Source organism: Pseudaestuariivita rosea, assembly GCF_017592335.1.
In the GTDB taxonomy this organism is placed as follows: Bacteria; Pseudomonadota; Alphaproteobacteria; order Rhodobacterales; family Rhodobacteraceae; genus Parasulfitobacter; species Parasulfitobacter rosea.
In genome coordinates this window covers 16,581-43,488 of sequence record NZ_JACNMP010000016.1, presented here as the reverse complement: position 1 = coordinate 43,488, position 26,908 = coordinate 16,581, and the positions used below count along the sequence as shown (strand labels likewise).

20 protein-coding genes are annotated in these 26,908 nt (G+C 57.7%); 11 read left to right on the top strand and 9 right to left on the bottom strand.

Going from position 1 to position 26,908, the window contains the following annotated elements; all coding sequences use genetic code 11:
- The first annotated feature begins 7 nt into the window (after window positions 1-7).
- Together H7848_RS12070 and H7848_RS12065 are read left to right on the top strand one after the other, a co-directional pair.
- Complete coding sequence (locus H7848_RS12070) at window positions 8-2,791, top strand: [protein-PII] uridylyltransferase family protein (protein WP_208351849.1); 2,784 nt, start codon at window positions 8-10, stop codon at window positions 2,789-2,791.
- Between the two features lie 26 nt (window positions 2,792-2,817).
- Entirely contained in the window at window positions 2,818-3,081 is a 264-nt protein-coding gene (locus tag H7848_RS12065) for a hypothetical protein (RefSeq protein ID WP_208351845.1), read from the top strand.
- Between the two features lie 27 nt (window positions 3,082-3,108).
- Here H7848_RS12065 and H7848_RS12060 read toward each other — a convergent pair whose 3' ends face one another.
- From H7848_RS12060 to H7848_RS12030, 7 genes are all read right to left on the bottom strand, one after another.
- Window positions 3,109-4,230: a TauD/TfdA family dioxygenase gene (locus tag H7848_RS12060; protein ID WP_208351843.1), complete on the bottom strand. Its 1,122-nt coding sequence runs from the start codon at window positions 4,228-4,230 to the stop codon at window positions 3,109-3,111.
- Between the two features lie 260 nt (window positions 4,231-4,490).
- On the bottom strand, window positions 4,491-5,525 hold the full coding sequence (locus H7848_RS12055) for a hypothetical protein (RefSeq protein ID WP_208351839.1): 1,035 nt from the start codon (window positions 5,523-5,525) through the stop codon (window positions 4,491-4,493).
- A 49-nt stretch (window positions 5,526-5,574) separates the two neighbouring features.
- Window positions 5,575-7,167 carry a phosphate ABC transporter substrate-binding/OmpA family protein gene (locus H7848_RS12050; protein ID WP_208351837.1) on the bottom strand — a complete coding sequence of 531 codons (1,593 nt, stop codon included), beginning with the start codon at window positions 7,165-7,167 and terminating at the stop codon, window positions 5,575-5,577.
- A gap of 229 nt (window positions 7,168-7,396) precedes the next feature.
- Window positions 7,397-8,701, bottom strand: coding sequence for a branched-chain amino acid ABC transporter permease (locus H7848_RS12045; protein ID WP_208351836.1), 1,305 nt, complete (start codon window positions 8,699-8,701; stop codon window positions 7,397-7,399).
- Complete coding sequence (locus H7848_RS12040) at window positions 8,698-9,708, bottom strand: branched-chain amino acid ABC transporter permease (protein ID WP_208351835.1); 1,011 nt, start codon at window positions 9,706-9,708, stop codon at window positions 8,698-8,700. Before H7848_RS12040 ends, H7848_RS12045 begins: the two co-directional genes overlap by 4 nt.
- 204 nt (window positions 9,709-9,912) lie before the next feature.
- The gene (locus H7848_RS12035; RefSeq protein ID WP_208351834.1) at window positions 9,913-11,421 is read right to left on the bottom strand and encodes a bifunctional aminoglycoside phosphotransferase/ATP-binding protein; all 1,509 of its coding nucleotides are present in this window, start codon (window positions 11,419-11,421) and stop codon (window positions 9,913-9,915) included.
- Entirely contained in the window at window positions 11,414-12,127 is a 714-nt protein-coding gene (locus H7848_RS12030; protein ID WP_208351833.1) for a VIT1/CCC1 transporter family protein, read from the bottom strand. Before H7848_RS12030 ends, H7848_RS12035 begins: the two co-directional genes overlap by 8 nt.
- 132 nt (window positions 12,128-12,259) lie before the next feature.
- Here H7848_RS12030 and H7848_RS12025 point away from each other — a divergent pair, with 132 nt between their 5' ends.
- From H7848_RS12025 to H7848_RS11985, 9 genes are all read left to right on the top strand, one after another.
- A complete protein-coding gene (locus H7848_RS12025) occupies window positions 12,260-13,423 on the top strand; it encodes a hypothetical protein (protein ID WP_208351830.1) in 1,164 nt (387 codons plus the stop codon).
- A 75-nt stretch (window positions 13,424-13,498) separates the two neighbouring features.
- Window positions 13,499-15,121 (top strand): magnesium-protoporphyrin IX monomethyl ester anaerobic oxidative cyclase, encoded by a 1,623-nt coding sequence (gene bchE, locus H7848_RS12020; protein WP_208351827.1) that lies wholly within the window; start codon window positions 13,499-13,501, stop codon window positions 15,119-15,121.
- Window positions 15,122-15,697 (top strand): bacteriochlorophyll 4-vinyl reductase, encoded by a 576-nt coding sequence (gene bchJ / locus H7848_RS12015; RefSeq protein WP_208351825.1) that lies wholly within the window; start codon window positions 15,122-15,124, stop codon window positions 15,695-15,697. It begins immediately after the preceding gene.
- 157 nt (window positions 15,698-15,854) lie between these two features.
- Entirely contained in the window at window positions 15,855-16,952 is a 1,098-nt protein-coding gene (locus H7848_RS12010) for an ABC transporter ATP-binding protein (protein ID WP_208351823.1), read from the top strand.
- A 47-nt stretch (window positions 16,953-16,999) separates the two neighbouring features.
- Window positions 17,000-18,070 (top strand): ABC transporter substrate-binding protein, encoded by a 1,071-nt coding sequence (locus H7848_RS12005; protein ID WP_208351821.1) that lies wholly within the window; start codon window positions 17,000-17,002, stop codon window positions 18,068-18,070.
- A gap of 55 nt (window positions 18,071-18,125) precedes the next feature.
- Window positions 18,126-18,611, top strand: coding sequence for a YegJ family protein (locus H7848_RS12000; RefSeq protein WP_208351819.1), 486 nt, complete (start codon window positions 18,126-18,128; stop codon window positions 18,609-18,611).
- 3 nt (window positions 18,612-18,614) lie between these two features.
- Window positions 18,615-19,928: an ABC transporter permease gene (locus H7848_RS11995; protein WP_208351817.1), complete on the top strand. Its 1,314-nt coding sequence runs from the start codon at window positions 18,615-18,617 to the stop codon at window positions 19,926-19,928.
- A gap of 3 nt (window positions 19,929-19,931) precedes the next feature.
- A complete protein-coding gene (locus H7848_RS11990) occupies window positions 19,932-20,843 on the top strand; it encodes an ABC transporter permease (RefSeq protein WP_208351815.1) in 912 nt (303 codons plus the stop codon).
- Between the two features lie 69 nt (window positions 20,844-20,912).
- Entirely contained in the window at window positions 20,913-21,926 is a 1,014-nt protein-coding gene (locus tag H7848_RS11985) for a Hint domain-containing protein (RefSeq protein ID WP_208351813.1), read from the top strand.
- Between the two features lie 7 nt (window positions 21,927-21,933).
- Here H7848_RS11985 and H7848_RS11980 read toward each other — a convergent pair whose 3' ends face one another.
- Both H7848_RS11980 and H7848_RS11975 read right to left on the bottom strand, forming a co-directional pair.
- On the bottom strand, window positions 21,934-25,731 hold the full coding sequence (locus H7848_RS11980) for an efflux RND transporter permease subunit (protein WP_208351810.1): 3,798 nt from the start codon (window positions 25,729-25,731) through the stop codon (window positions 21,934-21,936).
- Window positions 25,731-26,819 carry an efflux RND transporter periplasmic adaptor subunit gene (locus H7848_RS11975; RefSeq protein ID WP_208351808.1) on the bottom strand — a complete coding sequence of 363 codons (1,089 nt, stop codon included), beginning with the start codon at window positions 26,817-26,819 and terminating at the stop codon, window positions 25,731-25,733. The genes H7848_RS11980 and H7848_RS11975 overlap by 1 nt, the downstream gene beginning before the upstream one ends.
- Between the last annotated feature and the right edge of the window lie 89 nt (window positions 26,820-26,908).

Here is a 26,908-nt window from a genome sequence, read left to right as displayed (position 1 = left end):
TAGCCCCATGAGTTTCATCAAACGCATGACCCGGTGTCCAGCCGCATATGATCCCGATCAGGGGCATGATGTTCTGGGGCTGTTTGATCATTTGCCCAATGAATTGAAAGAGTTGGTGAAAGGGACGGCAGGCTGCAGCCCTTATCTGAAATCCCTGATCCAGAAAGAGGCAGATTGGATCGCTGCGGCCTTCGATGACCCCGAAGCGGCTTGCGGGGACGAGTTTCAGCAGTTGCCTACGATAGTCTTGGCCGACCTGCCCGTCCGACTGCGCCAGGCCAAGCGGCGGATTGCCTTGATAACGGCACTGGCTGATCTGGCCGGGGTCTGGCCGCTTGAAGATGTGACCAAGGTGTTAACGCAGTTTGCCTATATCAGCGTCGATACGGCCATCAAATCACTGGTCGGGGCTGAGATAAGGCGCGGCAAGGTGCCGGGGCAAACCGAAGACGACATTGCGACGGCAGGCGGAGTGGTCGTGCTGGCCATGGGCAAAATGGGCGCGCATGAGCTGAACTATTCGTCCGACATTGACCTGATCTGCCTGTTTGACGAAACACGTTTCAATCCCGGCGATGAATATGAGGCCCGCGCGGCCTTTATCCGTGCTACGCGCAAAATGACCGCGATGCTCAGCGATTTGACCGCCGAGGGCTATGTTTTCCGCACAGATCTGCGGCTGCGCCCCGATGCGTCGGTCATGCCGGTTTGTATGTCGATGGCCGCGGCCGAACGATATTATGAAAGCGAAGGGCGCACCTGGGAACGGGCCGCTTATATCAAGGCACGTCCCTGCGCCGGTGATCTGGGCGCGGGCGAGACGTTTTTGAAAACCCTGAAACCCTTTGTCTGGCGCAAGCATCTGGATTTCGCGGCCATTCAGGATGCCCATGACATGCGGTTGAAAATCCGGTCCCACAAAGGGTTGCACGGCTCCATTACCCTTGAAGGTCATAATATGAAGCTGGGTCGGGGTGGCATCCGGGAAATCGAATTTTTTACCCAGACCCGACAGCTGATTGCGGGTGGCCGGGATGAGGCATTGCGCCTGCGCGGCACCGTTCCGGGATTGGATGCTTTGGCGCAGGCGGGGTGGATCAGATCGGATGCGGCGGGCATCCTGCAGGATCACTATCGCGCGCACCGGTTGGTCGAACATCGCGTTCAGATGATCGGCGATGCCCAGACCCACGATCTGCCGAAAAACGACGAAGGCTTTGCGCGCCTTGCGGCCTTTATGGGCACGGACAGTGATCGTCTGAAGGGCGATTTGCACAGGCGCCTGACCGAAGTGCATGATCTGATCGAAGGCTTCTTCGCGCCCTCGGTTCCGCAGGAAAACCAGGGCGACGATTTCGGTGACCAGATCACGCAGCGCTGGCCGGGGTATCCCGCGCTTAGGTCCGAACGCGCGGTTAAGATATTCAATCGCCTGAAGCCCGAGTTGTTGCGCCGATTGCAGCGGGCTGCCAAACCGGACGAGGCGCTGTTGCAGTTTGATGGCTTCCTGTCCGGGCTTCCCGCTGGTGTGCAGTTGTTTTCCTTGTTCGAGGCAAATCCGCAGCTGATCGATCTGATCGTTGACATCTGTGCGTCGGCCCCGGCTTTGGCGCAGTATCTGTCGCGGCATTCGGGCGTCTTGGATGCGGTCATCGGGGGCGATTTCTTTGCGCCATGGCCCGGTGCATCTGGTCTGGCCAAAACGCTGGAGGAACAACTGACCGCGGTGGCGGACTACGAAGGTCAGCTGGATATGGCGCGGCGGTGGGCCAAGGAATGGCATTTCCGGGTGGGCGTGCATCACCTGCGGGATCTTATTGATGCTGATCAGGCGGGGCAGCAATATTCAGATATCGCGCAGGCCTGCCTGCAGGCGCTTTGGCCGCGTGTCGTCGCGCAGTTTTCGAAAAAACACGGGAGGCCCCCAGGGCGCGGTGCAGCTGTTGTGGGCATGGGATCGTTGGGCGCGGCCCGGCTGCATGCCAGTTCCGATCTGGATCTGATTGTGATCTATGATGATCTGGGTGTTGAAAATTCGGATGGACCGCGCCCCCTGGTCGCCCGCAGCTATTTTGCGCGTTTGACACAGGCGCTGGTCACAGCCCTCAGCGCGCCGATGTCCCAGGGAAAACTGTATGAGGTCGACATGCGGCTGCGTCCCTCGGGGCGTCAGGGACCTGTTGCGACAAGCTGGACGTCGTACCGGAATTACCAGCGGGACGAGGCCTGGACCTGGGAACATCTTGCCCTGACCCGCGCCCGCGGCATCGTCGGACATCCCGATTTGCTGGACGATATAGAACAGTTTCGGACCGAGGTTCTGAAAACCACCGGCGCGCCTCAGAAGGTATGCCAGGACGTGTCCGAGATGTTGGATCGACTGGCTGCCGCGAAACCTGGCGATGGTCCGTGGGATGTCAAACTGGGGCAGGGCGGCCTGCAAGAGATTGAGCTTTTCGCCCAGGCGGCCGCCCTGATGGCTGGAAGTGATCGGCGTGACACAAAGATGCAGTTGGCTGCGGGTCTGACCCTAGGCTGGTATAATCAGGACACCTGCGACCGACTGGTGAAGGCCTATGATCTGCTTTGGAACATCCGCGCGACAGGCAAGCTGATCAGTCAAGACGGGCTTTCGCCCGAAAAGCTGGGCCAGGGCGGCTGTGATATTCTGCTGCGGGAAACCGATGGGGCGGATATCGACGGTGTGCTTGCAGATTTGGACGCAAAAAGGCGCGATGCGCACGGCATTATTCAGGATGCTCTTGCTAATCCGCCGCAACCGTCTAGCTGATCATTCAGAAAAAGAAAGGCGCACCGATGCATGATCAAGAAGATCCCAAGGGCCTGATCCGCGAGGCCTATAATATAGAAGGCATCGCGCTGCCTGAATGCCGATCGATCTTTCTGGACTGGGCCATCAGCGTGCCGCAGGATCAATCGGCCAAGGGCTATGTCAAAACGCTTCTGTCCCATTATAGCCCCCTGCATCCGGACCACCCGATGACAGACGTGCTGCGCGAAGCCCTGCAGGATGCGCCGACCCCAAAACGGCGCGGTGGCCGCGCGGCGCGTGTGTCGTAGTCTGCACGCTGCGCAGCTGATAAAGGATCAGGTCACTGCCTGTGTCTTGGCCAACAGACGCAACCGCGATGCAAACTCACCCCGATCGACATAACAGCCGTGAAGGTGGCGAAAGCCCGTTGACGGATCAAAGGCCTGGCGCCCATGCAAGACGCGGCGATTGTCGAAAACAACCATCTCGCCCGCTTTCAGCTTTAAGGTCAGCTGGTATTTTGCGTCCCGCGTCTTGGCCATGAAAGCGCGATAAGCGCCGTAATAGTCCATCATCACATCGGCTGGCATATCAAAGACACCAGCCAAATGGGCGTTGTATCGGATTTCGATGACCTGATCATCATCGCCCAAAGTGATCACCGGTCGATGCACGCGAATATCTGCGTCCTTATCGTGAAACCGAAATGGAATCGGGACATCACACAGCAGACGAAATGCATCCGGGTCCTGCGCCCTTAGGTCCTCGGCCATCGCAAAACCGTCCGCGAAAACCGACCCGCCGCCGGTCGCGTCATTCGCAAGGCAGTGCAGGAACTGATAGCCAGGCGGGACTTCCTGGTTTGGCAGATCGGTGTGCAAGGGCAGCGCGACCGAGGTATAGGCCAGATTGTTTGGATCGGGCTTGTTGATCACCTCAAATGTCGTGCCAAAATTGGTTTCGCGCAGAAAACCGATGCGTTCGGCCACTTGGATGCCGGCCTCGGTTTGGCCGGGCAGGTGATCGACAATCGCAAGCCCTAAGGTCGCGATGTCATTCATCCAACGTGCCAGCGCTGCGTCCTCATCGATGATGGCCGCAGAAGGATGGCGGGGGATGTTTTCGGCCCCAAGATCCCCCCGCCAAAGTTGTGGGGGTAAACGACCAGGATCGGATGCGCGCTGACCCGAACGATTGGCCAGCATCAATGACAGCGGCATATGACTGACATGGTGATCGCGATACTGCAAAACGGCCGTATCGTCAGACAATTCGGCCGACACCAGTTCGGGGGTCTCATTGATTGTCAGCAGATCGAACATGCGTTCGTGCGTTTCGGGATGCAGCCCTGACGGGCAGTTATCACGCAGCCAGAGTGTTGGGAACTGGGACGAGCTGCCATCTGACCACTCGACGACAAGGGCATCGGTCTGGACCGATAGATGTGTTGCATTCATGGGTAAACCTTTGTGGATATGGTGAAAATGATCGTAAAGGATCATTTGGCGGGCGGTGGCCACCATTCCTGCGTCTTGCCATAAGGCCAGGCCATGACGCGCCCCGCTACGATCATATCTGCAACAGGTGGTTTTTCCATGCTGAACGCTACTGCGGCGGGGGCGTTATCGCAAGTTTTTCGGACGATTTTGGCGGGTTGAATGCAAAACAGGCCTCCGAAGAGGCCTGTCGCTGTCAGTCGTTTCTATGACTGGGGTGTCTATTCGATGAACCCGGCAATACAGCTCGATTCAATTTCGGGCGCATAGTATTCGGACCGGCTTTTGATCAGCTGTTCCAGTGTAATCTGGGCCCGTTGAGATGAGTAGAACGTGCCTGCCGGGATGACAGACTCAGCCGGGGTGCGCACGGACATCAGGGTTTTGTAGCCCCCGATGATTTCCAGCGACTGGCTCATGCATTCGGGATCCACGGTGCCGTTTTCACAATTGCCACACAGCGTGGCCAGCATGCCAAGGGGCGCGTCGACCTGTGCCATGTCGTTCAGCGCATTACGGATCATGATGACATTGGCATCGTCGGGCAGGGCATAGCGCTGACCCTTCAGAACCGTGATCAGCACTTTGACATCGTCAGAGATGAACTGGCCCAGGTTCAGCAGGCGCGACATCTTATCCAGCGCTAAAAGACCGGGCAGCTTGGCCGGATTGCTGTCTTGCGACAGGCGATCCATGGTCATGACCTTGTTTGAACCTTCGATATAGCCCCGCAGCCAAAGCAGAAAGCCCGCCTGGCCCAGACCATAGTTTTCCGCGGGCATGGCGTTGACCAGATCGAACCGACCGTCGTTCAGCGTGGTCCACAAGACGAACTCGGCCGCGACGGTTTCATCAACTTCGCGCAGGGCCACGGCATTGCGGATCGGGGTACGCCCGACACGATAACCGAACAGGCGCATGCCATAGTCCGCCGGATCAGGGTTCGACAAATCCAACAACCAGTTTTCGGTGCCATCTGTGCCATTCCGTCTAAGCAGGCTGTCACGTGCGTCATTGCCAAGGGACAGCAGATAGGGCGAAAAGCCACCGGGCACCGTATCGCGGTCGATCTGGCCCAGTAGGATCTGCGCGGTTGTATTGCCCCCGGCCGCGGCCTGGGCCAGGGCAGCCAGACTGTTTTCATCTTCGCCTGACAGCCAGGCCTGGATGTGACGCTGCACGTCGTTTTGCTGAGCTGACGCGATGCTGGCAAAGCCCGCAACGGCGACAGACATTAGAATTGACCAAAATCTCATAATTTCACCGACTGACCTGATGTTGAAGTCTTTTGCGTTGTCCCACCCATTATTGTGCCTGTGCCTGAACAGTGTCCTTCACCCATACCTCGACGCGACGGTTGATAGCGCGCCCGTTTTCGCTTTGGTTACAGCTGACAGGCGACATTTCACCGTAGCCCATGGCGCGGATCCGGACATTATCCAATGCACCGGCCGGGGCTGCATCCAACAAGGCATTTCTAACAAATTCCGCACGTCGTGCGCTAAGACGTTGGTTCGAAATGCCATCGCCGACCGAGTCGGTAAAACCGATCAGCAACACTTCCCGGTTGGTGAAATCCCCCGTCGTCAGGATGTTGGCCAGACGATCAATATCTTCACGGGCCCGTGCATCCAACCGGGACGAGCCGAAGTCGAAGCGGAAAGTGATTGACATGCGGTCTCCGGCCAGCATCTGTTCGGACATCTGGCGCAACTGGCCAAAGCTGACTTCGACATCGGACGGCAAAAGAGCCGCCAGATAGCGCAGGCCCTGTTCATTATTGTCCTGATACGACACACCCAGATCGATCAGGTTCGATCCGCTGACCGCCGCCTGGGCCTGGGGCGAATCCAGAAAGTCAAAGAAGCGGTTATACACCGGGCGGTTCTCATCCTTGGCTTGATAGGCGTAGATCCGTTGGCTGAGGGGATATTCCTCGGTCTTGATGGTGTAGGGGGTCGGCGACACCTGCAGTCCACAGACACCGCGAATATCGACAATCTTACCGAAGCGGGCATTGGAAAAAGTTGTGATGCCGATCCCGGTAGGGTCGCTTGCCACTGCAGCGACAACCGCCTGATCTGAATCTACCTGCGTGACATTTCCCGTGAAATCAAGACGCCGCGGGTTCAGGATAACTTCGTCAAACCGCTCGGCAGTGGCCTCGGACGTGTCCTGAAGGTAGACATTGATCGGGGCATCCGGCAGACCCAGTTGCGACCAGTTCGTGATACGGCCTGCAAAAACATCCGCCAGCGCGTCTTCGGATATTGTCCGCAGCTGGTTGTTGCGCGATGTGACGACAACGACACCATCAAGGGCGATCACCTTTTCCTGGGCTTCGTCAAACACGTCTTCCAACCGGCTTGCACCTGCCTGGGTAACGTCGCTTAGACGAACGGGCCGACGCGACACCACCAGCCCGGCATTGCCATTGATCAGTTCGGCAAAACCGGCGGTCGCACCCTGAGTATCAAAACTGATATTTGCCAGGGTTTCGCCCGTATCCGTGCCGATTGTGACTGCCATCCGGCCTTCACCCGCCATCTGCAGGCTTGAGCTGCCACCGATGTTGGCCGCAAAACGGTCCGCAATAACAGGCAGCAAGTTATCAGCAATACCCTTGTCGCCGGTGACAACAAAACCAAGGTCCTGTTCGGTGACTTCAGGGCAGGCAGATCCTTCGCATTGAACCTGCAACGCATCGACCTGCATTGTGCCAACAATTGTACCGATCGTATAGTTCTGACCATCGAAATCCAGTAACTCGCCACTGACGGTCATGCTGCCATCATCTGATCGCAAAATGACCTGCTGTGCCATGGCTGATGTTGTGGCCGCTCCCACAACCGAGAGAGCCGCAAAAGCAGCGGCTTGAACGCTTTTTAGGTAAGACAAGCGAGTATCTCCTGTTTTTTCGTGATGATCGCGCCGCCCCAATCCCCAAGGCGGCACGTGTCCCTGACACTCGCTTTTCAGATTCGTTAACCAATTGTAAGGGGCGGCTGGCGCGAAGTCAGTTTATCGTTCTAAACTGTTGCAAAATATACATTTTTTATGACACACTAACGATCTATTAACTATTTCGCCACTATTTTGCCAGAATCCTGACCGAAAAACGCCATAATCACCGCTCGGGGATCAGACCGCGTGGACTGAAGCGCAAGACCAGCAAAAGGATAATGCCCATGGTCAGCAAACGCATGTGCGCGGCTGAGTCGAGCAGGTGTAATCGCAGCGCGTTTTGCTCGGGCAGCCAAGCGGTGATCAACTGCAGGAACGCCAGGCCAAGCGGTTCGACTTGGACCCACAGGAACCAGATCAGAAACCCACCCAGAACGGCGCCAAAGTTGTTGCCCGATCCGCCGACAATGACCATCACCCAGACCAGAAAGGTAAACCGCAGGGGCTGATAGCTGGCCGGGGTCAGCTGACCATCCAGCGTGGTCATCATCGCCCCCGCAATCCCGCAGATGGCACTGCCCAGAATGAAGATTTGCAAATGACGTTTGGTGACATTCTTGCCCATGGCGGCCGCCGCGACCTCATTATCGCGGATCGCGCGCATCATCCGGCCCCACGGCGATTTCAGCGCAAGCTGGGCCAGAACCAGCAGGATCACCAGCACGACGGTAAATAGCACCGAATATCCAAGCTTGACGTAAAGCGACGATGCTGTGACCGGGTCCAGCCCAAGCCCCTGCGCCCGTTCGATAAAATCGGCGTTTTGCTGCAGGTCGATTTCACGCGGGACAGGGCGGGGCAGGCCGATGACGTTTTTGACGCCACGGGTCAGCCAATCTTCGTTTTTCAGAACGGCAATGACGATTTCAGCAATCCCAAGCGTCGCGATGGCCAGATAATCTGACCGCAGGCCCAGTGCGGTTTTGCCGATGATCCATGCAGCACCGGCCGCCAGCAATCCACCCACCGGCCAGGCCAGCAAAATTGGCAGACCCAAGCCCCCCAGATAGCCGGTGACGGCGGGGTTCACATCCTCAATCGCGTCGACGGCGGGGTCAAAGACAAAGCGATAAAGGATGAAGCCCAGTACCAGAACCGCCAGCGTCGCCAGACTGCGATTGCGCTCAGGGGCCATGCGCCTTTGCACCAGAATAGCCGCAACAATCGTCGCCGCGCCCGTCAGTAGCCCCAGCAGAACACGCGCGCCCCCGGCAGCCCAGGCGGTGGTGGTGGGGGGCATCGATATCAGTACAGCCGCCAGACCACCCAGGGCCACAAAGCCCATCACACCGATGTTGAACAGCCCCGCAAACCCCCACTGCAGGTTCACCCCAAGCGCCATGATGGCTGAAATCAGCCCCATGTTCAGGATCAACAGCGCCGTGTTCCAGCTTTGCAGCACACCGGTCAGAATGATCAGCACGCCGACAAGGGCAAACAGCCCGATCGTTCTGGCCTGCGCGCTCATACCGCTTTTCCTTTCATTAAACCGGTCGGTCGGAAAAGCAGTACGATCACAAGGATCGCAAAGCTGACGGCGAATTTATAGTCGGTGGACAAAAGCTGAACCAGGCCTGACGGCTCAAGCGCCTCGGGCATCAGATAGGTCAGCACTTTTTTCCAGGCATAGGTGAACATGACCTCGGAAAACGCGATGACGAAACCGCCCAGGATCGCACCCACAGGGTTGCCCAGCCCGCCCACGATGGCTGCCGCAAAAACGGGCAGCAGCAGCTGGAAATAGGTGAAGGGTTTAAAAGATTTATCCAGCCCGTAAAGCACACCGGCCGTCGTCGCCAGAGCCGCCACCAGCAGCCATGTGTACATCACCACGCGTTCGGGGTTGATACCTGACAGCAGCGCCAGATCCTCGTTATCGCTATAGGCGCGCATGGATTTGCCGGTGCGTGTTTTGTTCAGAAACCAGAACAGCGCGATCACGGCGATCGCGGCCACAACGATGGTGATCCCTTGCGACGTCTTGAACGCCAGTCCTTCGCGCAGGCCGGTCATTTCGCGAAAATCGCGGGCCGAGATGATGAACCGCGCCCCATCCCCAAACCGCTGATCGTCCGGGCCGATGATGAACCGGACAATGCCGTTCATGATGAACATCACACCCATCGACACGATGACCAGTATGACGGGGGCCGCTTTCTGGCGGCGATAGAATTGGTAAACAGCTTTATCCGTGGCCAGCAGCAGCAGTGCCGTCACGGCAATCCCCACCGGCAGCGCCAGCAGGGCCGTGGGCAGCACGCCGAATGTGATGCCAGCGCCTTGCAAGGCCCATGTCACCAGGATTGTGGCCATCGCCCCAAAGGCCATCGTATCGCCATGGGCAAAGTTCGAAAACCGCAGTATACCGTAGATCAGGGTCACCCCAAGCGCCCCAAGCGCAAGTTGGGCACCATAGGCCACGGCAGGGATCAGTACAAAGTTGGAAAGGGCCACAAGGGCGTTCAGGAAGTCCATTATTGTTTTTCTTACACTGGCTTTCGTCTGTTTCGCGGGCTTGTAATGATTTTGGGGTCACTTGCAAAGCCTCAAACACAGTTTTTGAACCGCTCTGCCTGTAAAAAGGGCATATGCACTATGCTCAAACCTAACTTCTGTGCGGGGCGAAGTTACAAAGCCTTTGTGTCCTTGCCGGGGCGGCGCAGATAGTGTGGCGGCCCTTCAGGTGCGGATGATGTTCCGTGCGGCGTTCAGCAAGTCGTCGATGCTTTGGCTGCTGTCCAGTCTGTGCCAGGTGACCGGGCCAATCTTAAAATCCTCTTGCATTCTGGGCACCTCGGCGTCTGCGTCTGACGCATCGTGATCACGGCGGCTGACGCGGGTTTGACGTGTGGCCAGATCGCTTTCCAGCCAGATACCGGCAAAGGGGCAGCCCAGTTCACGGGCCAATGCCTCAACCGATTGCCGTTCTTGCGGCTTTGCATAGACGCCGTCCAGCACTACCGGATGGCCCGCTTGCAGAGCAGCTTGGGCTTTGGTCCGCATGATGGCGAAGACCTGATCGCTGACCTGGGGTCGATAGGCCGCGGCGGGCAGGCGGGTCAGGGGATCGACGCCCATCAGCGCCTTGCGCTCCAAATCGCTGCGGATGTGCACGGCACCCGGCACCCGACCGATGCCCGGCGCGAATTTCCGGGCCAGGGTGGTCTTGCCCGTGCCCGACAGCCCGCCGATGGCAAACAGATGGGGGGCAGGGGGCTGCAGATACCGCAGCCCCTGATCCAGATAGGCTTTCGCATCTGAAATCAGTTTACTGGGGTCATCCTGCCCCTGCGCGGTTTGAACATCGACCATCGCACGAATGCCTGCGCGGATTGCCAGAAACAGGGGCAGGGCGGCCAGCCCCGACAGATCAGCGCGGCCGTAAAACAGATAGGCATTAAAGACGTGGCACGCGGCATCCGGCAAGCCACGGTGATCCAGATCCATCAGCAAAAACGCCAGATCGTAAAGCACATCACAGGTGCCAAGCCGTTCGCTGAACTCAAGCGCGTCAAAGGGTGTCGGTGCGCCACGCCACATGATGATATTGCGTAAATGCAGATCGCCATGACAGCGCCGCACCTGACCCTGATCGGTGCGCAGTGTCAAAAGGTCCGAGACATCCGCAAAATGCCCTTGGATCCGATTTTTGAATGCGCTCACACGGTCGGGGCCCACCTGATTGGCCACGGGCACGAAAAACCTGTTCAGCTCATCAATGATCTCATCGATCAGATCCGCACCATCCTCAGGCCGAACTGTCGCCGCCGCGTGATAATCCGCAACCGCGCGGCCAAGCCCATCGGCCAGATCATTGGGGATGCCTTGGGTCTTTGCGATATGGTCCAGCTCGGCCTCGGGCGGAAAGCGGTCCATGCGCAGTACCCATTCGACAGGGTCGCCCGCGCCGCCGATGCTCAGCCCGTCACTCCCGCGCATGATCGGCACCACGTCGTGGTAAAGATCGGGGGCTGCACCTGCGTTCAGCTGTAGCTCGCGCTTCAACATCTGAAGGCGCAGGTCCAGCGTCGAATAATCCAGATAATCGTATTTGACGGCGCGTTTGATCTTCAGCGCCTCGCCCGCGTACAGAAAAACATGCGCACAGTGGGTGGTGATGCGGGTGTCGAAATCCGGGCGGCCCTCAAGAAAGCTGATAGTCTGTTCCTGACGGGCCTCGTCATTCATGAAACAAACTGCCCACGTAAAAGGCAATCGCCGCGGCGACAGCCCCGATGGCAAGCGTTTCCAGCCCCGACCGCCACCAGGGGGCCAGGGACCATTTGCTTTTTACGGCCCCAATCAGGAAAAACACGACACCCGTTGCGATCGTGGCATTCAGAAAGGCATTGGGTAGCCCGATCAAAAAAGGCATCAGCGGGATCATACCGGCAATCAGAAAGGCCACGAATGTTGCCACCGCAGCGGCCATTGGGCGCGGTTCAACCGGGGCCAGACCATATTCATCGGTCAGCATCATCTCGATCCACTTGGCGCGGTCCGATGCGATCGCCCGCACGGCTTCCTCAAGAACGTCGCCGGACAATCCCTTTTGCGCCAGGATCTGGCGCAGCTCTTCGGTTTCGCCTTCGGGGAAATGGTCGATATGCCGTTCCTCAATCTGCCGCAGACGCTGACGATCATCCAGTTCTGCCTTGGTGCCCGAATAATTGCCCGCAGCCATCGAAAATCCATCGGCCAGTACATTGGCGATCCCCAGCGCCAGGATCACACCCGTCGGCAAACCGGCCCCCTGGACCCCTGCCACGATCGCAAAGGTCGTCACCGCCCCGTCGATGCCACCATAGATCACATCGCGCAGATGACTGGCTTTTCCCGGTGCCGCAATTCGTGCGGCGATTTCAGCTTTGCTATGGCCGTGTTCGCGGTGCAATGGTTATCCTTTCGGAGTGGCTGATCTGACCATGATCCGGGCTGACAAACGGCGCATTGAGGTATATCAAACAGATGCCATTCGTGGACTGGTGGCAGACTGGTTTGATCTTTGAAATATCTGGATAAATGGATGAAGGTGTTTCTTGCTTCGATTGGCGTATTTCTGGCCTTTCATGCCCGTGCAGATCAGATTTTGACAACCGCAACTGTCGATTGGAACGCAGATGGGCACGACGATCAGATCAGGGTGGTGCGCAACAGCGACGATCCTGCGTTGGCCGATATCGAATTTTTCATTTTCAGCATTGCAGACAATGAGTTGGACAAAATCCAGATTATCCCCAAATTTTTGCCCGCCTCTGATGGTATATCGCGGGACGTCCAGCTTGAGGCGACAGCAGGCGGTCGTGGTGTTGAGTTGACTCAAACCGGCAATCATCTAGGTGCGGGCACGGGATACTGGTTTCAGCGCTGGACGATTGCCCTGCAAAAGGATGCGTTTGTAGTAACGTCCTATGTGAACGACTGGGCGATAGGGTTTTATTATGACGGGGCGGAGGGGTGCCATATCGACTATGCCAGCGGGGATGGTGTCTTTTATCATGTCGCCGGTGACGTAATGCTTGAGGGCAGCTTTCAGGTTTTGCCGATAAGGGATTGGCAAACCACGCCTTTGCCCCAGAAATGTCAGGAAGAGTATGTGACGATTGTATATTATATGTCTTCACACACTAAACCACCCGATCAGACGATCAAATTGGACATGAACGGTGATGGTCGAAATGATCACGTTATTCTTGATCAATCCTATTATACCTTGTTTTTTGTCACGGCACAGCCCGATACACCTGCGCAATATATGGGGGTCAGCCATGCACTGGCCTGGGGCCGTAACGTGAATGGTCAGTATCAAACATTTGGGCCTATCACCCGCGCGGAGTATCCTGAGTTGATCAGTCATCCGGAAAAATCCGACACGGTTCTGTTGAACACATATCTTACACGCGACATAGGCAGTCCGTTAACCCTGTTGTCGGTTGAGATTGCATGGAAAGAGAATCGTCCGATGATTACTCAATTCGGTGTCGAAGGGCGCCACAATACTGAAACTCATGCAGATAAAGGCAAATTCAGCTGTCTTTATAACTTTGAAGATAGGGCGTCACAAATTCGCCATGGGCCACCCGATGTTGCACCCATAATTGGAAGGCTGGATGCAAAACGCCCGTTCATGCTAAGCGAATGGGGTGTGGATCAGGTGAATACCTATATCAGCCATTGCCTGGACTCTTAGGTGGGTTGATCCAGGTCAATGTAAATAATATCTGACACTGTCACTCTTGATTTACATATATCAGGAGGGGCGCCCATGCGCATCGTGCTTGTTCACCCGAATTATCACTCTGGCGGGGCCGAGATTGCGGGGAACTGGCCGCCGGCCTGGGTTGCCTATCTGGCCGGACATCTGCGGGATGCGGGCTTTGACGACATCCATTTTATCGACGCCATGACGCACAACATCGACGATGATGCCCTGCGGGTGAAGCTGGCCGAGCTGCAGCCCGATGTTGTCGGCACCACCGCGATCACGCCGTCGATCTATGTGGCCGAAGGCGTGCTGAAAGTCGCGCAAGAGGTCTGCCCGAACGCCGTGCGCGTGTTGGGCGGGGTCCACGCGACCTTTATATACAAGCAAGTCCTGTCCGAGGCCCCCTGGATCGACGTGATCGTCCGGGGCGAGGGCGAAGAGATTTTTCGCGAACTGATCCTGACCATCGAAGATGGCCGCTGGCCCGCTGATCGCAAGCGGATCAAGGGGCTGGCCTTCCACGACGGCGATGTGATCAAGGCGACGCAGGCGGCCTCGACCGTCAAGGATCTGGATGCCATCAACCCCGACTGGACGTTGCTGGAGTGGTCAAAGTATATCTACGTGCCGCTTGGTGTGCGCGTGGCGATCCCGAACATGGCGCGGGGCTGTCCCTTTACCTGTTCCTTCTGTTCGCAATGGAAATTCTGGCGTGATTATCGCGTGCGCGACCCGATCAAGGTGGTGGATGAAATCGAAACGCTGGTGAACGAACAGGACGTTGGCTTTTTCATTCTGGCGGATGAGGAACCCACGATAAACCGCCGTAAATTCATCCAATTCTGCGAAGAGCTGATCGCGCGCGACCTGCCGCACAAGGTGCGGTGGGGCATCAACACCCGCGTCACTGACATCATGCGCGACAAGGACCTGCTGCCGCTTTACCGACGTGCGGGCCTTGTGCACGTCAGCCTAGGGACCGAGGCCGCAGCGCAGCTGAAACTGGACCAGTTCAACAAGGAAACCAAGGTCCAAGAAAACAAAGAGGCCGTGCGGTTATTGCGTGAAGCCGATATCTTTGTCGAAGCGCAATTTATCGTCGGACTGGACAATGAAACGCCCGAAACGCTGGAAGAGACGTTTCAGATGGCCTGGGATTGGCAGCCCGATCTGGCGAATTGGGCGATGTACACGCCCTGGCCCTTTACACCGCTGTTTCAGGAATTGGGCGATAAGGTCGAGATCTTCGATTTCTCGAAGTACAATTTCGTCACGCCGATCATGCGGCCCGACGCGATGGATCGCGCCACGCTTCTGGATCGTGTGATGCATAACTATCGCCGTTTCTATTCCCGCAAGGCGCTGTTTCACTACCCTTGGCGCGGCACAGGCTTCCGCCGCCGCTATCTGCTTGGGTGTCTGAAGGCGTTCCTGAAGGCCGGGTTTGAACGTAAATTCTATGATCTGGGCAAGGCAAATTACTGGGGGCCGCAGTCGAAGGAAAAGGTCAACTTCAACTTTGACCGCACCCGCAAAATCGCCAAGGCACAGCTGGACGATTGGGAAGCCGCCGCCGATCGCGCCGCCCGCGCGAAGGCGCGCCGCGAAAGCACGGCGGTCAAGGCCTGTGGCGGCGGGGATCAACAGATGGATGATGCCGTGCCGCAATTGGCGGGTGAATAGTTGGATGGCAGCGCCCATATCACGCAGGGCGTCGTTGGGCCGAACGCTGTAATTCAGCTTGGCCGGGCGGTCGAACATCATCTGGGATTTGACGCGGCGCATGATCTGTTTGCTGGCACAGGCTTTGCACATTTGCTGCTTAACCCGCCGCAACAGATGATTGATCAGGCCATTCCGGCAGCGCTGTTTCACGCGCTTTGGCAGGTGCATCCGCCTGACGTTGCGGCAAAAATCGCAGAAACAGCGGGGCTGTGGACAGCGGACTATATCATCGCCAACCGCATTCCCCGATTTGCCAAAACCCTGCTGCGCCTGGCCCCGCGTCGCTTGGGCGCAGCTTTGCTGTCAAAAGCGATCCGGAAAAACGCCTGGACCTTCGCCGGGTCCGGCCGATGCCACGTTGTGGGCCATGTAATCGAGATTGCCGATAACCTATTAACCATGCCCGGCAGTGTCTGGCACAAAGCCGTTTTGCAGCGCCTTTTCAACAGGTTGATCGACGCAGATATCATCATCACGCACAATAGCTGTTGGCGCGATGGGACGCCTGTCTGCCGTTTTACTGTTACAGGATAATACCTGCGCCACATGTCTTGGCACAGGCCCCCAAAACAGCCCGGATTTGCGGCATTTGCTGAAAAAATCGATCATGACGCTTGCATGACAGGCCCGCGCTTGCTTTAGTTAGGCGACAAAAGCGGGCCAACCGCACGAAAATAACAGGGAGCCAGTTTTGGCATCAACCGTGTCGACGGACGCATTCGTGGAATTTGACCGCGTCCAGAAAAGCTACGACGGCGAAACGCTGGTCGTGAAAGACCTTAATCTATCCATGCCAAAGGGCGAGTTTCTGACGATGCTGGGGCCGTCCGGGTCGGGCAAGACAACCTGTCTGATGATGCTGGCCGGGTTTGAAACAGCGACCCACGGCGAAATCCGGCTGGACGGGCGTGAAATCAACAACATCCCCCCGCACAAGCGCGGTATCGGGATGGTGTTTCAAAACTACGCGCTGTTTCCGCATATGACGGTTGCCGAAAACCTGGCCTTTCCGCTGGAAGTGCGCGGGATGGGCAAGTCTGAACGCGAGGATCGTGTGCAGCGTGCGCTGGATATGGTCCAGATGGGCGATTTCGGCGGTCGCCGCCCGGCGCAACTGTCGGGTGGTCAGCAACAACGCATCGCCTTGGCCCGTGCCTTGGTCTTTGATCCGGCACTGGTGCTGATGGACGAACCACTTGGCGCGCTGGACAAGCAGCTGCGTGAACATATGCAGTATGAAATCAAGCACTTGCACGAAAATCTTGGCATCACGGTCGTCTACGTCACCCACGACCAGTCCGAGGCGCTGACAATGTCTGATCGCGTTGCAGTGTTCAACGACGGTGTGATCCAGCAGCTTGCCCCACCCGATGAGCTTTATGAACGGCCCGACAACAGCTTTGTTGCGCAATTCATCGGCGAAAACAATAGGTTACATGGTAAAGTTATCAATCGTGCCGGCGATGCCGTGCTGGTTCAACTGCCAGATGGGAAGCAGTGCGAGGCGCTGGCCGTGAATTGCGGGGAAACTGGTGCCGAAACGCTGATTTCTGTCCGGCCTGAACGTGTCAATGTTGGCGGGGCGGCTGGCCCCAATACGACCGAGGGCCGCGTGCTGGAACTGATCTATCTGGGCGATCACATCCGCTGCCGGATGAACGTCCATGGCAACGATGATTTCATTGTCAAAGTCCCCAATGCCGCGGGCCACAAACATCTGTCGCTCGGCGAAACCACCCAAGTGACCTGGGCTACGGAAGATGCCCGCGCGCTTGATCCGATTTCATAAGAGCCGTGCCAAATCGGCCAACAACAGTCCTAAACGGGAGAAACCAAATGAAGAAAACACTTATCCTAACCACCGCCTTGACAGGCTTTGCCTTTGCCGCATCCGCGCAAGAGGTCACAGTCATGTCCTGGGGCGGCGCCTATACCAAATCGCAGGTCGAGGCGTATCATAAGCCCTTCATGGCCGAGACCGGGATCACCGTGAATTCGGTTGATGCCGACAACCCCGCCACGCCTATCAAGGCTCAGGTCGAGGCGGGTAATGTCACAGTCGACGTGGCCGACGTGGAATATTCCGACGCCATTCGTCTGTGTGACGAAGGCCTGCTGGAAGAAATCGACCACTCGATGCTGCCCGACGCCCCTGACGGCACTTCGCCACAGGATGACTTCATCGAAGGGGCGCTGACCGATTGTGCGGTGGCCAATATCGTCTGGTCCACCGTCTTTGCCTATAACACCGAAAACGTCACGAGTGCGCCCGACAGCATCGACGATTTCTTCAATCTGGTCGACTACCCCGGCAAGCGCGGCATGCGTAAATCGGCCAAGGCGAACCTGGAAATGGCCCTGATGGCCGATGGTGTTCCTGCAGCCGAGGTCTATGACCTTCTGGAAACCGACGAAGGCGTTGATCGTGCCTTTGCCAAGCTGGACACCATCAAGGACGAGATTGTCTGGTGGGAAGCCGGTGCACAACCACCCCAGCTTCTGGCCGATGGTGAGGTCGTGATGAGCACAGCCTATAACGGTCGTATCTTCAACGCAGCTATCGGTGAAGGCCAGCCGTTCGAAATCGTTTGGGACGGTCAGATCATGGACTTTGACCTGTTCGTCGTGCCACGCGGCGCGCCAAACAAGGAAGAGGCCCTGCAATTCATTGCGTTTTCAACCGATACGCAGCGTCTGGCGGATCAGGCCAGCTGGATCAGCTATGGCCCCGCACGCAAATCCTCGGGCGCACTGGTCGGCAAGTTCATGGACGGTGAAACCGACATGGCACCGCATATGCCAACCGCTGAAGCCAATCTGGAAAACGCGCTGGTCAATAATTTTGAGTTCTGGGCCGACCGTGACACAGAACTGTCCGAGCGGTTCAACGCCTGGCTTGCCCAGTAATTGCAAAATCGGGGTGCGCAGTGTGCTGCGGACCCCGGACCTTTAAGGAACGCCCATGCTGCGCCATTTGATACTTACTGCGTTTATTTTGACGATCAGCGTCACCGCGCCCGTCATCGCTGAAAACCCGATTGTCGATTTTGAACAGACTGACAACCAGATGAATGCGGCGATTGCGGCGGCCAAAAGTTCACTGAACGTGTTTGAAAGCGAATATTCCTATACGGCCACCACTGCCGATAATTTCCTTTTGAAGATTGAGGTACCGACAGGCCCCGATGGCGCGTCGGAACATATCTGGACAGCTGTCACCGGACGGCAGGACAATGGCGACTATACCGGCATTCTGGCCAATCAGCCCGTTGATTTCGACATGAACGCCGGTGATCCGGTCAGTTTTCCGGCCTCGATGGTGTCGGACTGGTCGTATATGAAGGGCGGCAAGCTGCATGGCAATTACACCACCCGCGTGATGTTGCCCCATCTGCCCGACGATCAGGCCGCCGGACTGCGCGCAATGCTCGCGCCCCTGCCGGAGTAGCGCATGGCCGACGTCAGTCTGACATCACCGATATCTGCACCCACGGGGGCCGCACTGACCACGGCAGACGGCAAGCCGCTAAAGGCCGCGCTGGCCTCGGCCCAGGCCCGTGCGAAACGACGGGCCTTTTTCCTGGTTTTGCCGCTTTTGCTGTTCGTGCTGATCACCTTTATCGTGCCCATCGGCCAGATGCTGCATCGGTCGGTCCATAACAACAGCTTTACCGAACATCGTGATTTCGGCACGAATGAACGTACACCGATCATGACGAACCTTGGCGCCTGGTTTGATGAAAACCCCGCAGGTACTGAGCCGGATGAGGCCGCCTATGCCGCGTTGGTCGCAGATCTTCGGGGTCTGCGGGAATTGCGCGCACAGGGGCAGGTGGGCACGCGGATCAACTACGATGTGTCGGGCACGCGGTCGCTGTTCACCAAATCCGCCCGCCGTGCCGAACGGTTGGAGCCGCCGTTCAAAGAGGCCCTGCTGGATGTCGACGAAGACTGGGCCGACCCGGAACTGTGGCGCGCGATGCGCGATGCGTCCAGCCCCTATACCCTGAATTTCTACCTGGCCGCGGTTGATCTGACCCGCGATGAAACCGGCGCTGTTGTGCAGGTCAATGAAAACCGTCGGGTCTATGTAACGCTGTTCATCCGCACGCTTTTGCTGTCGGCGCTGATCACCGGGCTTTGCTTTCTGCTGGGCTTTCCCGTTGCGCATCTGTTGGCCACTTTGCCGTTGCGCTATTCCAACCTGCTGATGATCCTGGTGCTGTTGCCGTTCTGGACATCGCTTCTGGTGCGCACGACCAGTTGGATCGTTTTGCTGCAATCGCAAGGCGTCGTGAATGACACCATGGTGGCCCTTGGCATCATCGGCGACGATGGGCGGGTGCAGATGATCTATAACCAGATCGGCACGATCATCGCCATGACACATATCCTGCTGCCCTTTATGGTGCTGCCGCTTTATTCGGTCATGCGGCCCATCGACCCCAGTTATGTGCGTGCGGCCCGGTCGCTTGGCGCATCCAGCTGGACAGCGTTTCGGCGGGTCTATCTGCCGCAAACTGTACCGGGCATCGGGGCAGGGTCGCTGTTGGTGTTCATTCTGGCTGTCGGCTATTACATCACGCCTGCGTTGGTGGGCGGGTCATCGGGTCAGCTGATTTCGAACCTGATCGCCTTCCACATGCAGGATTCGCTCAACTGGTCACTGGCGGCCGCGCTGGCGTCACTTCTGCTTGGGGGCGTCTTGATCCTGTATTGGCTCTACGACCGGCTGGTCGGCATCGACAATCTGAAACTGGGATAATCCATGGCCCTGCCGAAACACGCATCGCCCCTCGAACGGATCTGGCATTACACCTATCTGGTGATCTGCGCGCTGATCTTTCTGTTCCTGATCGCGCCGATCCTGATTGTGATCCCGCTCAGCTTCAACGCCGAGCCCTATTTCACCTTCACCGACAAGATGCTGAGCTTTGACCCAGAAGGGTACAGCACCCGCTGGTACGATCTGTTGCTGACCTTCGGAATGAATGCACCGGGCGCTGAACGGGATTTCAGCTGGTGGTCAGATGCCTGGGCGAACGCCGCCTGGATCAAGGCTGCGAAAAATTCGGTCATCATCGGCTTTTTCTCAACCATCCTGGCCACCGTTCTGGGCACCCTTGCGGCCCTGGGTCTTAGCCGCCCCGAGATGCCCTATCGCCGCGCCATCATGGCCATTCTGATTTCGCCTATGATTGTCCCGATTATCATTGTGGCCACGGGGATGTTCTTTTTCTATTCGTCCGTCGGTCTGGCCAACAGCTATCTGGGTGTGATCATGGCCCATGCCACGCTTGGCATCCCCTTTGTGATCATCACGGTCACAGCCACGTTGGTCGGCTTTGATCATTCGCTGACCCGCGCCTCGGCCAGTCTGGGGGCCAATCCGACCACGACGTTCTTCCGCGTGATCATGCCGCTGATCCTGCCTGGCGTCATTTCAGGCGCTCTGTTTGCCTTTGTCGTCAGCTTTGACGAGGTCGTCGTGGTTCTGTTTGTGGCCGACTTCGATCAGCAGACCATTCCGCGCCAGATGTGGAATGGAATCAGGGAACAGATCAGTCCGGCCATTCTGGCGGTGGCGACCCTTCTGGTTGTTGTTTCGATCGCCCTTCTGACAACGGTTGAATTTCTCCGCCGTAGATCCGAGAAGATGCGCGGTCTCAGCCCTGGTTAACCACGTCATAACTTGATTGAAGGCCCTTAGAACGTTACCAAATCGTTAATTTTGGTAACGAGTTCGAGAATGCCCGATTATTCAATCTATGTTCTGGATGAAGCTGATGTATTCCTGACCGGTGGCGTTGGTCTGGATGGTGTGACCCAAGGGGACGGCAGCCATCTTGTTGGTGAAACACTGACGATCAATGCCAACAACTGGCGTCCGATCGAAATCAGCGATACCGGCGATAACAACTTTGAGGACAACGACGGTAATCAGACTCTGAACGGCGATCAGACTATCGACGGCACACTCTACAGCGATGGCACGGTGGTCGAGGCCGAATATTCCTTTGTCGTCGAAGACCCGGATGGCAATCAGTACACCCTTGTCGGGTTCAATGTCAGGGATTCCTCGCCCCCCTTCGCAACCATCGAAGGGCTGGCCTTTATCGGAACTTTCCCGCCCGTCGGCGTCCCTTTGACAATCCAGTCTGCTGCCGAGGGCCCCGATTTCCCCGCGCCCGATTACGCCGTTCCCCCCTGTTTTGTCGCGGGCACGCTGATTGAAACGGACCGCGGCGATATCCCGGTCGAGGCGTTGCAGCCGGGTGATCAGATCCACACGCAACATGATGGCTATCAGACGCTGCGTTGGGTCGGGTCAACCCGTGTCCCTGCCAAGGGCCACCTGGCCCCCATCGTCTTTGATGCGGGCTCCATCGGTAACCGGCGGGTTTTGCGCGTGTCCCCGCAGCATCGCTTTGTCTGCGCCAACGCTTCGGTCGCCCTGATGATCGGGGAGGATGCCGTTCTGGTCGCGGCCAAGCATTTTGTTGGAATGCCGGGTGTGCGTGTGGCCGAAGGTGGCGTGGTAGACTATTTCCACCTGCTTTTCGATGACCATCAGATCATCTTTGCCGAGGGCGTTGCAACCGAAAGCTTTTACCCGGGTGACGCTGGCGTGAATGGTTTTGATGCGCCTGTACGCGCCGAACTTCTGGCGCTTTTTCCCGAACTTCAACAAACCTACGGCCAGACGGCCTTGCCTGTGCTGAAAGCCTACGAGGCCTGCGCGGTTTTGAACCTAAACACCTAATCTGCGATTACTCAGCAGCCTTTAGCGCCGTTGATGGACTGGCCGGATCTTCATCCCACTGGATTTCCGGAAGCTTGACCCGCCGCGCTTCGACCTGCAGGGCCCAGTCACGGGCTGCGCGGCTTTGTTCGCCCAGGGACATCTTTTGCAGTGCCCAGGCCACCCAACCGGCATAGCTGGTCACCCAGACCCGCGCGGCCAGCATGGACGGGGTGAAGACCAGTGTCAGAACCGTGGCAATCCCCAGGCCGAACACAACGGCCGTGGCCAGCTGTTTCCACCACAGCGCCGTCGGGCTGTCCACCGAATATCCACCGTTGATGAAATCCAGTGACAGGCCAAACATCATCGGCGCAAGCCCCGCCATCGTGGTGATTGTTGTCAGCAACACAGGGCGCAGGCGGTCTTCGGCAGTGCGAATGATCGCCTCGATCCGCGGCATATAACGGCTGTAGTCCTGATAGGTGTCGATCAGCACGATGTTGTTGTTCACCACGATCCCCGCCAGCGCAACAATCCCCGTGCCGGTCATGATGATCGAAAACTTCTGCCCCATGACAAGCATCCCGATCAGAACGCCCGCGGTCGACATCACCACGGCCAGCAGAACCAGAACCGAGTTATAAAACGAATTGAACTGCGCCAGCAGGATAATGAACATCAGCCCCAATGCACCCGCAAAAGCCTGCGTCAGAAACGCCTGGCTTTCGGCCTGATCTTCCTGATCACCGGTCCATTCCCATTCGACGCCTGAGGGCAGGGGGTTTTCGGTTTCCAGCCATTCGGTTAAAACATCAATCCTTTCAGTCGCCGTCAGGGGCGCCGCCGAAAACGAAGCACCATTTCCGATGGCTGCCTGAATGCTATTCGCAGTCCAACCTTCGGCATAATCACTGATCAGGTAGTTCGAAACGACGTCCGCAAAGGGCCAAGTACGCTCTTCGATGAGGGTCAGGTTCGGTCTTATCCCACTTTCAACATCTGCCGCTTCCAGAACCAGGCCGACGCCAACAGTAACCTCTTCCGCTTCGTCACTGGCAACCGCCTGGCTATCATCCGCCTCAGGCCCTTGTTCCAATGTGATCTTGAAGGCGGTCAGATCACTCAGAACATCCGCCTTAACATCATAGTGACGCTTCTGGTCCACGCGGTCGATCTGGGCAAGGGTCTGCACCGGCTTGCGGCTGATGAAATTCGACAGTGGGACCAGCCCGTCAGCTGTACGCACCCTCAGCGTGTCCAGCGTGCTTAGCACCCGGTCCTCACGTGGCAGGCGGACCCTAATTTCGATTTCCTCGTCCGAGGTGTCAACCCGCATCGTATCCAGCAGAATGCCGCGTGTCACCAGTTGCACCATAGCCCCCACAGTCGCAACATCGGCGCCATAGCGGCCAGCCTTTTCAACGTCGACATCGATTTCCCAGTCGATGCCGGGCAGGGGCAGCGTATCTTCGATCAGGGTCAGGCCGGGCGTGGCCTCAAACCGGGCGCGGGCGGTCAGGGCGGCCTGTTCCAGCACGTCCAGATCTTCGCCCCGGATGCGCAGGTGAATGGGTTTGCCCGATGCAGGACCCCGCGACATATCCAGGATTTCGATCTGAATGCCGGGCAGTTGCCCCAACTGTTCGGTCAGTTCGTTCAGCACGATGTTGCCGTCCAGATCGGGCCGGTCGCGGCGATCTTCCCAAGGGACGGTTTCGATCTGGATCTGCCCGATTGTATCGCGCGGGGCCGACCCGCCACTGGCGTCAGTGTTCAGACCCCCAGCACCCGCAAAGGCAAAGACATTCTGCACGCCGGGGTGGGCCAGCACGATTTCCTCGGCCTGCTGGACCAGAGCATCCTTTTCGGCCAGCGACAGGTTTCCGCGGGCCCGGACATAGACGATGGCCTGTTCAGGTTCGGATTCAACGAAAAACTCAACACCCGGATTATTCTGTCCGAAGATGCCGAACGTCATAAAGACAAAGCCGATAACCGCAGCGATGGTTACAATCGGCATGATCGGGTTGCCGGTGATAAAGCGGATGGCGCGGCCAAACAGTGTTCGGGCCCGTCCGGCCCTGATCCGCGTTTTCTGATGGGGATGCTGGCTGGCGCTGACGGTGATCGAAACGGCGATAGCGCCTGCGGTAAACAGTGCCGCACCGACGAATATGGCAAAGCCCGGCGCCGTTTCCCCGGCCTCGCCCAACAGATAGCGTGGGTTCAGAACTTGCATCGCGCCCAGAAAGACCATCATGATTGCGGGCGCGATCAGCGCGATGATCACAGGGCGTTGCATGTTGCGCTTCAGGGCATCTGCCGCGAAGCCAAATGTGCGGCTTAACCGGCCCGTCACACCCCCCATCACCGGCAGATAGATCAGTGCGACGACCAGTGACGCGGACAGAACGAAGATCAGCGTGACCGGCAGCATGCCCATGAACTCACCCGGCACACCGGGCCAGAACAGCATCGGCAGAAAGGCACAAAGCGTCGTCGCGGTGGAACTGACGATGGGCCAGAACATGCGCTTTGCGGCCTCGACATAGGCGCGCATGGGGCCAGAGCCCTCTTGAATGCGTTTGTCGGCGTATTCGACGACCACAATCGCGCCATCCACCAGCATGCCGACGGCCAGGATCAGACCGAACATCACGATGTTCGAAATACTGATCCCCATCAGCGCCAGGAACAGAAAGCACAGCAGAAACGACGTCGGAATTGCGAACCCCACCAGCAGGGACGGGCGCGGCCCAAGGGCGGCCAGCACAACGATCATCACAAGCGCAATTGCGGTCAGCACCGACCCTTCCAGCTGCGTCACCATCGAATCGACGACGCGCGACTGGTCGTTGGACGTGCCGACCTGGATGGCGGTCTGCAGTTCCTCGGGCCAGCCGGCCTGCGTGTCGGCGACCACCTGTTTGACCTCTTCCACCGTGTCGATCAGGTTGAAGCCCTTGCGTTTCACCACCTGCAGCGCAACGGTATTTACGCCATCAAAGCGCGCCACACCTTCGCGGTCTTCGAACGTCAGTCGGATATCCGCCAGATCGCCAAGCGTGATCACCCGGTCGCCGTTCGTCTTCACAGGCAGGTTAAAAACATCGATCCGGTCATCGAACGACGATGGAATTTTCACCCCGATGGCGGAACTGTCTGTTTCGATCTCGCCTGCCGCGATCAACAGGTTGTTGCTTGTGACCACATTGATCAGCTCATCTGCAGTCACATTATAGGATTCCAGCCGCAATGGATCGATGATCACCTCAAGCATCTCGTCACGTTGCCCGGCCAGCCCGGCCTCAAGCACGGCATCCACGCTTTCGATCCGATCCTGCAGGTCCTTGGCGACCTGCACCAGCGTCCGTTCCGGCAAGGCGCCGGTCAGGTTGATGATGACAATCGGAAATTCTGAGAAATTGAATTCCGTGATTGTATATTTTTCGGCACCGGTGGGAAATTCAGCCTCGGCCGAGTTCATCGCGTCGCGCACATCCGCCATGACGCGGGTCTTGTCCCACCCGAACTCAAATTCCAGCACCACCCCGGCATAGCCTTCGGCGGCGGTGCCGGTCATGGTTTTCAGCCCGTCGATATCGACCAGCTCATTTTCCATCGGTTTGACCAGCAGCTTTTCACTGTCGATTGCCGAAATGCCGGGGAAGGGGACGGACACGAACAGCGCCGGAATTTCGATATCCGGCTCGCCTTCCTTGGGCAAAGACACATAGGCCACGGCGCCCACAATGATCGACAGCGCAATGAAGGCCAGGATCATCCGTGCACGTGCGGCGGCCCAATCGACAAGGCCCGTCATCAGTTGCCCCCCCGATAGGTCGGCGTCACAGGCACACCGTCGGTGACATATTCCTGACCCACAACAATCACCTCGACGGTCTGCGGCAGACCATCGACCCAGACGCCTTCGATGCTGTCGCGGATAAAGGTAACAGGGGCAAAAGACGCCTTGCTTTGATCATCGATCACACGAACGCCAAGTGTGCCGTTGTCGTCCAGCGTCAGCGCAGACCCCGGCAGCAGGTGCGCATTAAGACCGTCGGACGCGATCAGGATTTCGACGGTCTGACCATCCCGAATAGCCAGATCGTTGTTCTGAACCGCAATTTCGACCTCAAACGTGCGGGTCAGTTCATCGGCGGATCGGGCCACGAAAACAACATCGCCAGTGACGTCGCGCCCTGACGTTAAACGAGCCGCCGCGCGGGCACCCACGGTGATCCGGTCAACATCCACCTCGGGCACAAAACCCACCAGTTTGATCGGATCAAGCTGTATCACCGTTGCACATTGATCGCCGGGCTGCAAAAGACTGCCGATTTCTGCGGTGTCAGACTCAAGCAATCCTGCAAAGGGCGCATGAATAGCAAGGCGGTCGATTTCGGTACGCGCGGCCTTTACCCCGGCTTCGGCGGCCTGAACGGCCGCTGTGGTGGATGCGACACGGGTTTGGGACGCAAAGCCGCCTTCGCTGAGTTGTGATGCTGCGTTGTCATTGATCCGTGCCTCTTGCAACCGGGCCTCGGCCTCGGTCAGTTGGGCCTCGCGCGTGCCGGGGTCAATCTGACATAACAGATCCCCTGCATTAACGCGGCTGCCCTTGCGCAGGGGGTCGGATACGACCAGACCCGATGTTTCGGCACGCACGACAACTTCGCGCCAAGCTTCGGTCTGTCCACGCAAAATGACCGCGTTATCAATCGACTGCGCGTTAGACCGCAGCGCCATGACCGACACCGGCTTGATCCCTGCGCTTTCGGTGTCTGCCGCCGTATCCATCGTTTCGGCCGCACCCGCAGCAAAGGCCATCAGCGCGTCGCGTTCGAATACCATTAGATACAGAAAACCTGACACCAAAAGGGCTGTCAGGATCGGAAACAGTCTCATAGCGGCCTCGTGTCGTCTTCGCAATTGGCCCGGGTGCTTTAATACATCACCACATGCGCCCATTGCGAAATCAATGTGTCCTTACTGAA

Bases quoted from the DNA above. Each gene is read 5' to 3' on its own strand.
- H7848_RS12070 (WP_208351849.1), top strand. From the start codon at position 8: ATGAGTTTCATCAAACGCATGACCCGGTGTCCAGCCGCATATGATCCC.
- H7848_RS12065 (WP_208351845.1), top strand. From the start codon at position 2,818: ATGCATGATCAAGAAGATCCCAAGGGCCTGATCCGCGAGGCCTATAAT.
- H7848_RS12060 (WP_208351843.1), bottom strand. From the start codon at position 4,230: ATGAATGCAACACATCTATCGGTCCAGACCGATGCCCTTGTCGTCGAG.
- H7848_RS12055 (WP_208351839.1), bottom strand. From the start codon at position 5,525: ATGAGATTTTGGTCAATTCTAATGTCTGTCGCCGTTGCGGGCTTTGCC.
- H7848_RS12045 (WP_208351836.1), bottom strand. From the start codon at position 8,701: ATGAGCGCGCAGGCCAGAACGATCGGGCTGTTTGCCCTTGTCGGCGTG.
- H7848_RS12040 (WP_208351835.1), bottom strand. From the start codon at position 9,708: ATGGACTTCCTGAACGCCCTTGTGGCCCTTTCCAACTTTGTACTGATC.
- H7848_RS12035 (WP_208351834.1), bottom strand. From the start codon at position 11,421: ATGAATGACGAGGCCCGTCAGGAACAGACTATCAGCTTTCTTGAGGGC.
- H7848_RS12025 (WP_208351830.1), top strand. From the start codon at position 12,260: ATGAAGGTGTTTCTTGCTTCGATTGGCGTATTTCTGGCCTTTCATGCC.
- bchE (WP_208351827.1), top strand. From the start codon at position 13,499: ATGCGCATCGTGCTTGTTCACCCGAATTATCACTCTGGCGGGGCCGAG.
- H7848_RS12005 (WP_208351821.1), top strand. From the start codon at position 17,000: ATGAAGAAAACACTTATCCTAACCACCGCCTTGACAGGCTTTGCCTTT.
- H7848_RS12000 (WP_208351819.1), top strand. From the start codon at position 18,126: ATGCTGCGCCATTTGATACTTACTGCGTTTATTTTGACGATCAGCGTC.
- H7848_RS11995 (WP_208351817.1), top strand. From the start codon at position 18,615: ATGGCCGACGTCAGTCTGACATCACCGATATCTGCACCCACGGGGGCC.
- H7848_RS11990 (WP_208351815.1), top strand. From the start codon at position 19,932: ATGGCCCTGCCGAAACACGCATCGCCCCTCGAACGGATCTGGCATTAC.
- H7848_RS11985 (WP_208351813.1), top strand. From the start codon at position 20,913: ATGCCCGATTATTCAATCTATGTTCTGGATGAAGCTGATGTATTCCTG.
- H7848_RS11980 (WP_208351810.1), bottom strand. From the start codon at position 25,731: ATGACGGGCCTTGTCGATTGGGCCGCCGCACGTGCACGGATGATCCTG.
- H7848_RS11975 (WP_208351808.1), bottom strand. From the start codon at position 26,819: ATGAGACTGTTTCCGATCCTGACAGCCCTTTTGGTGTCAGGTTTTCTG.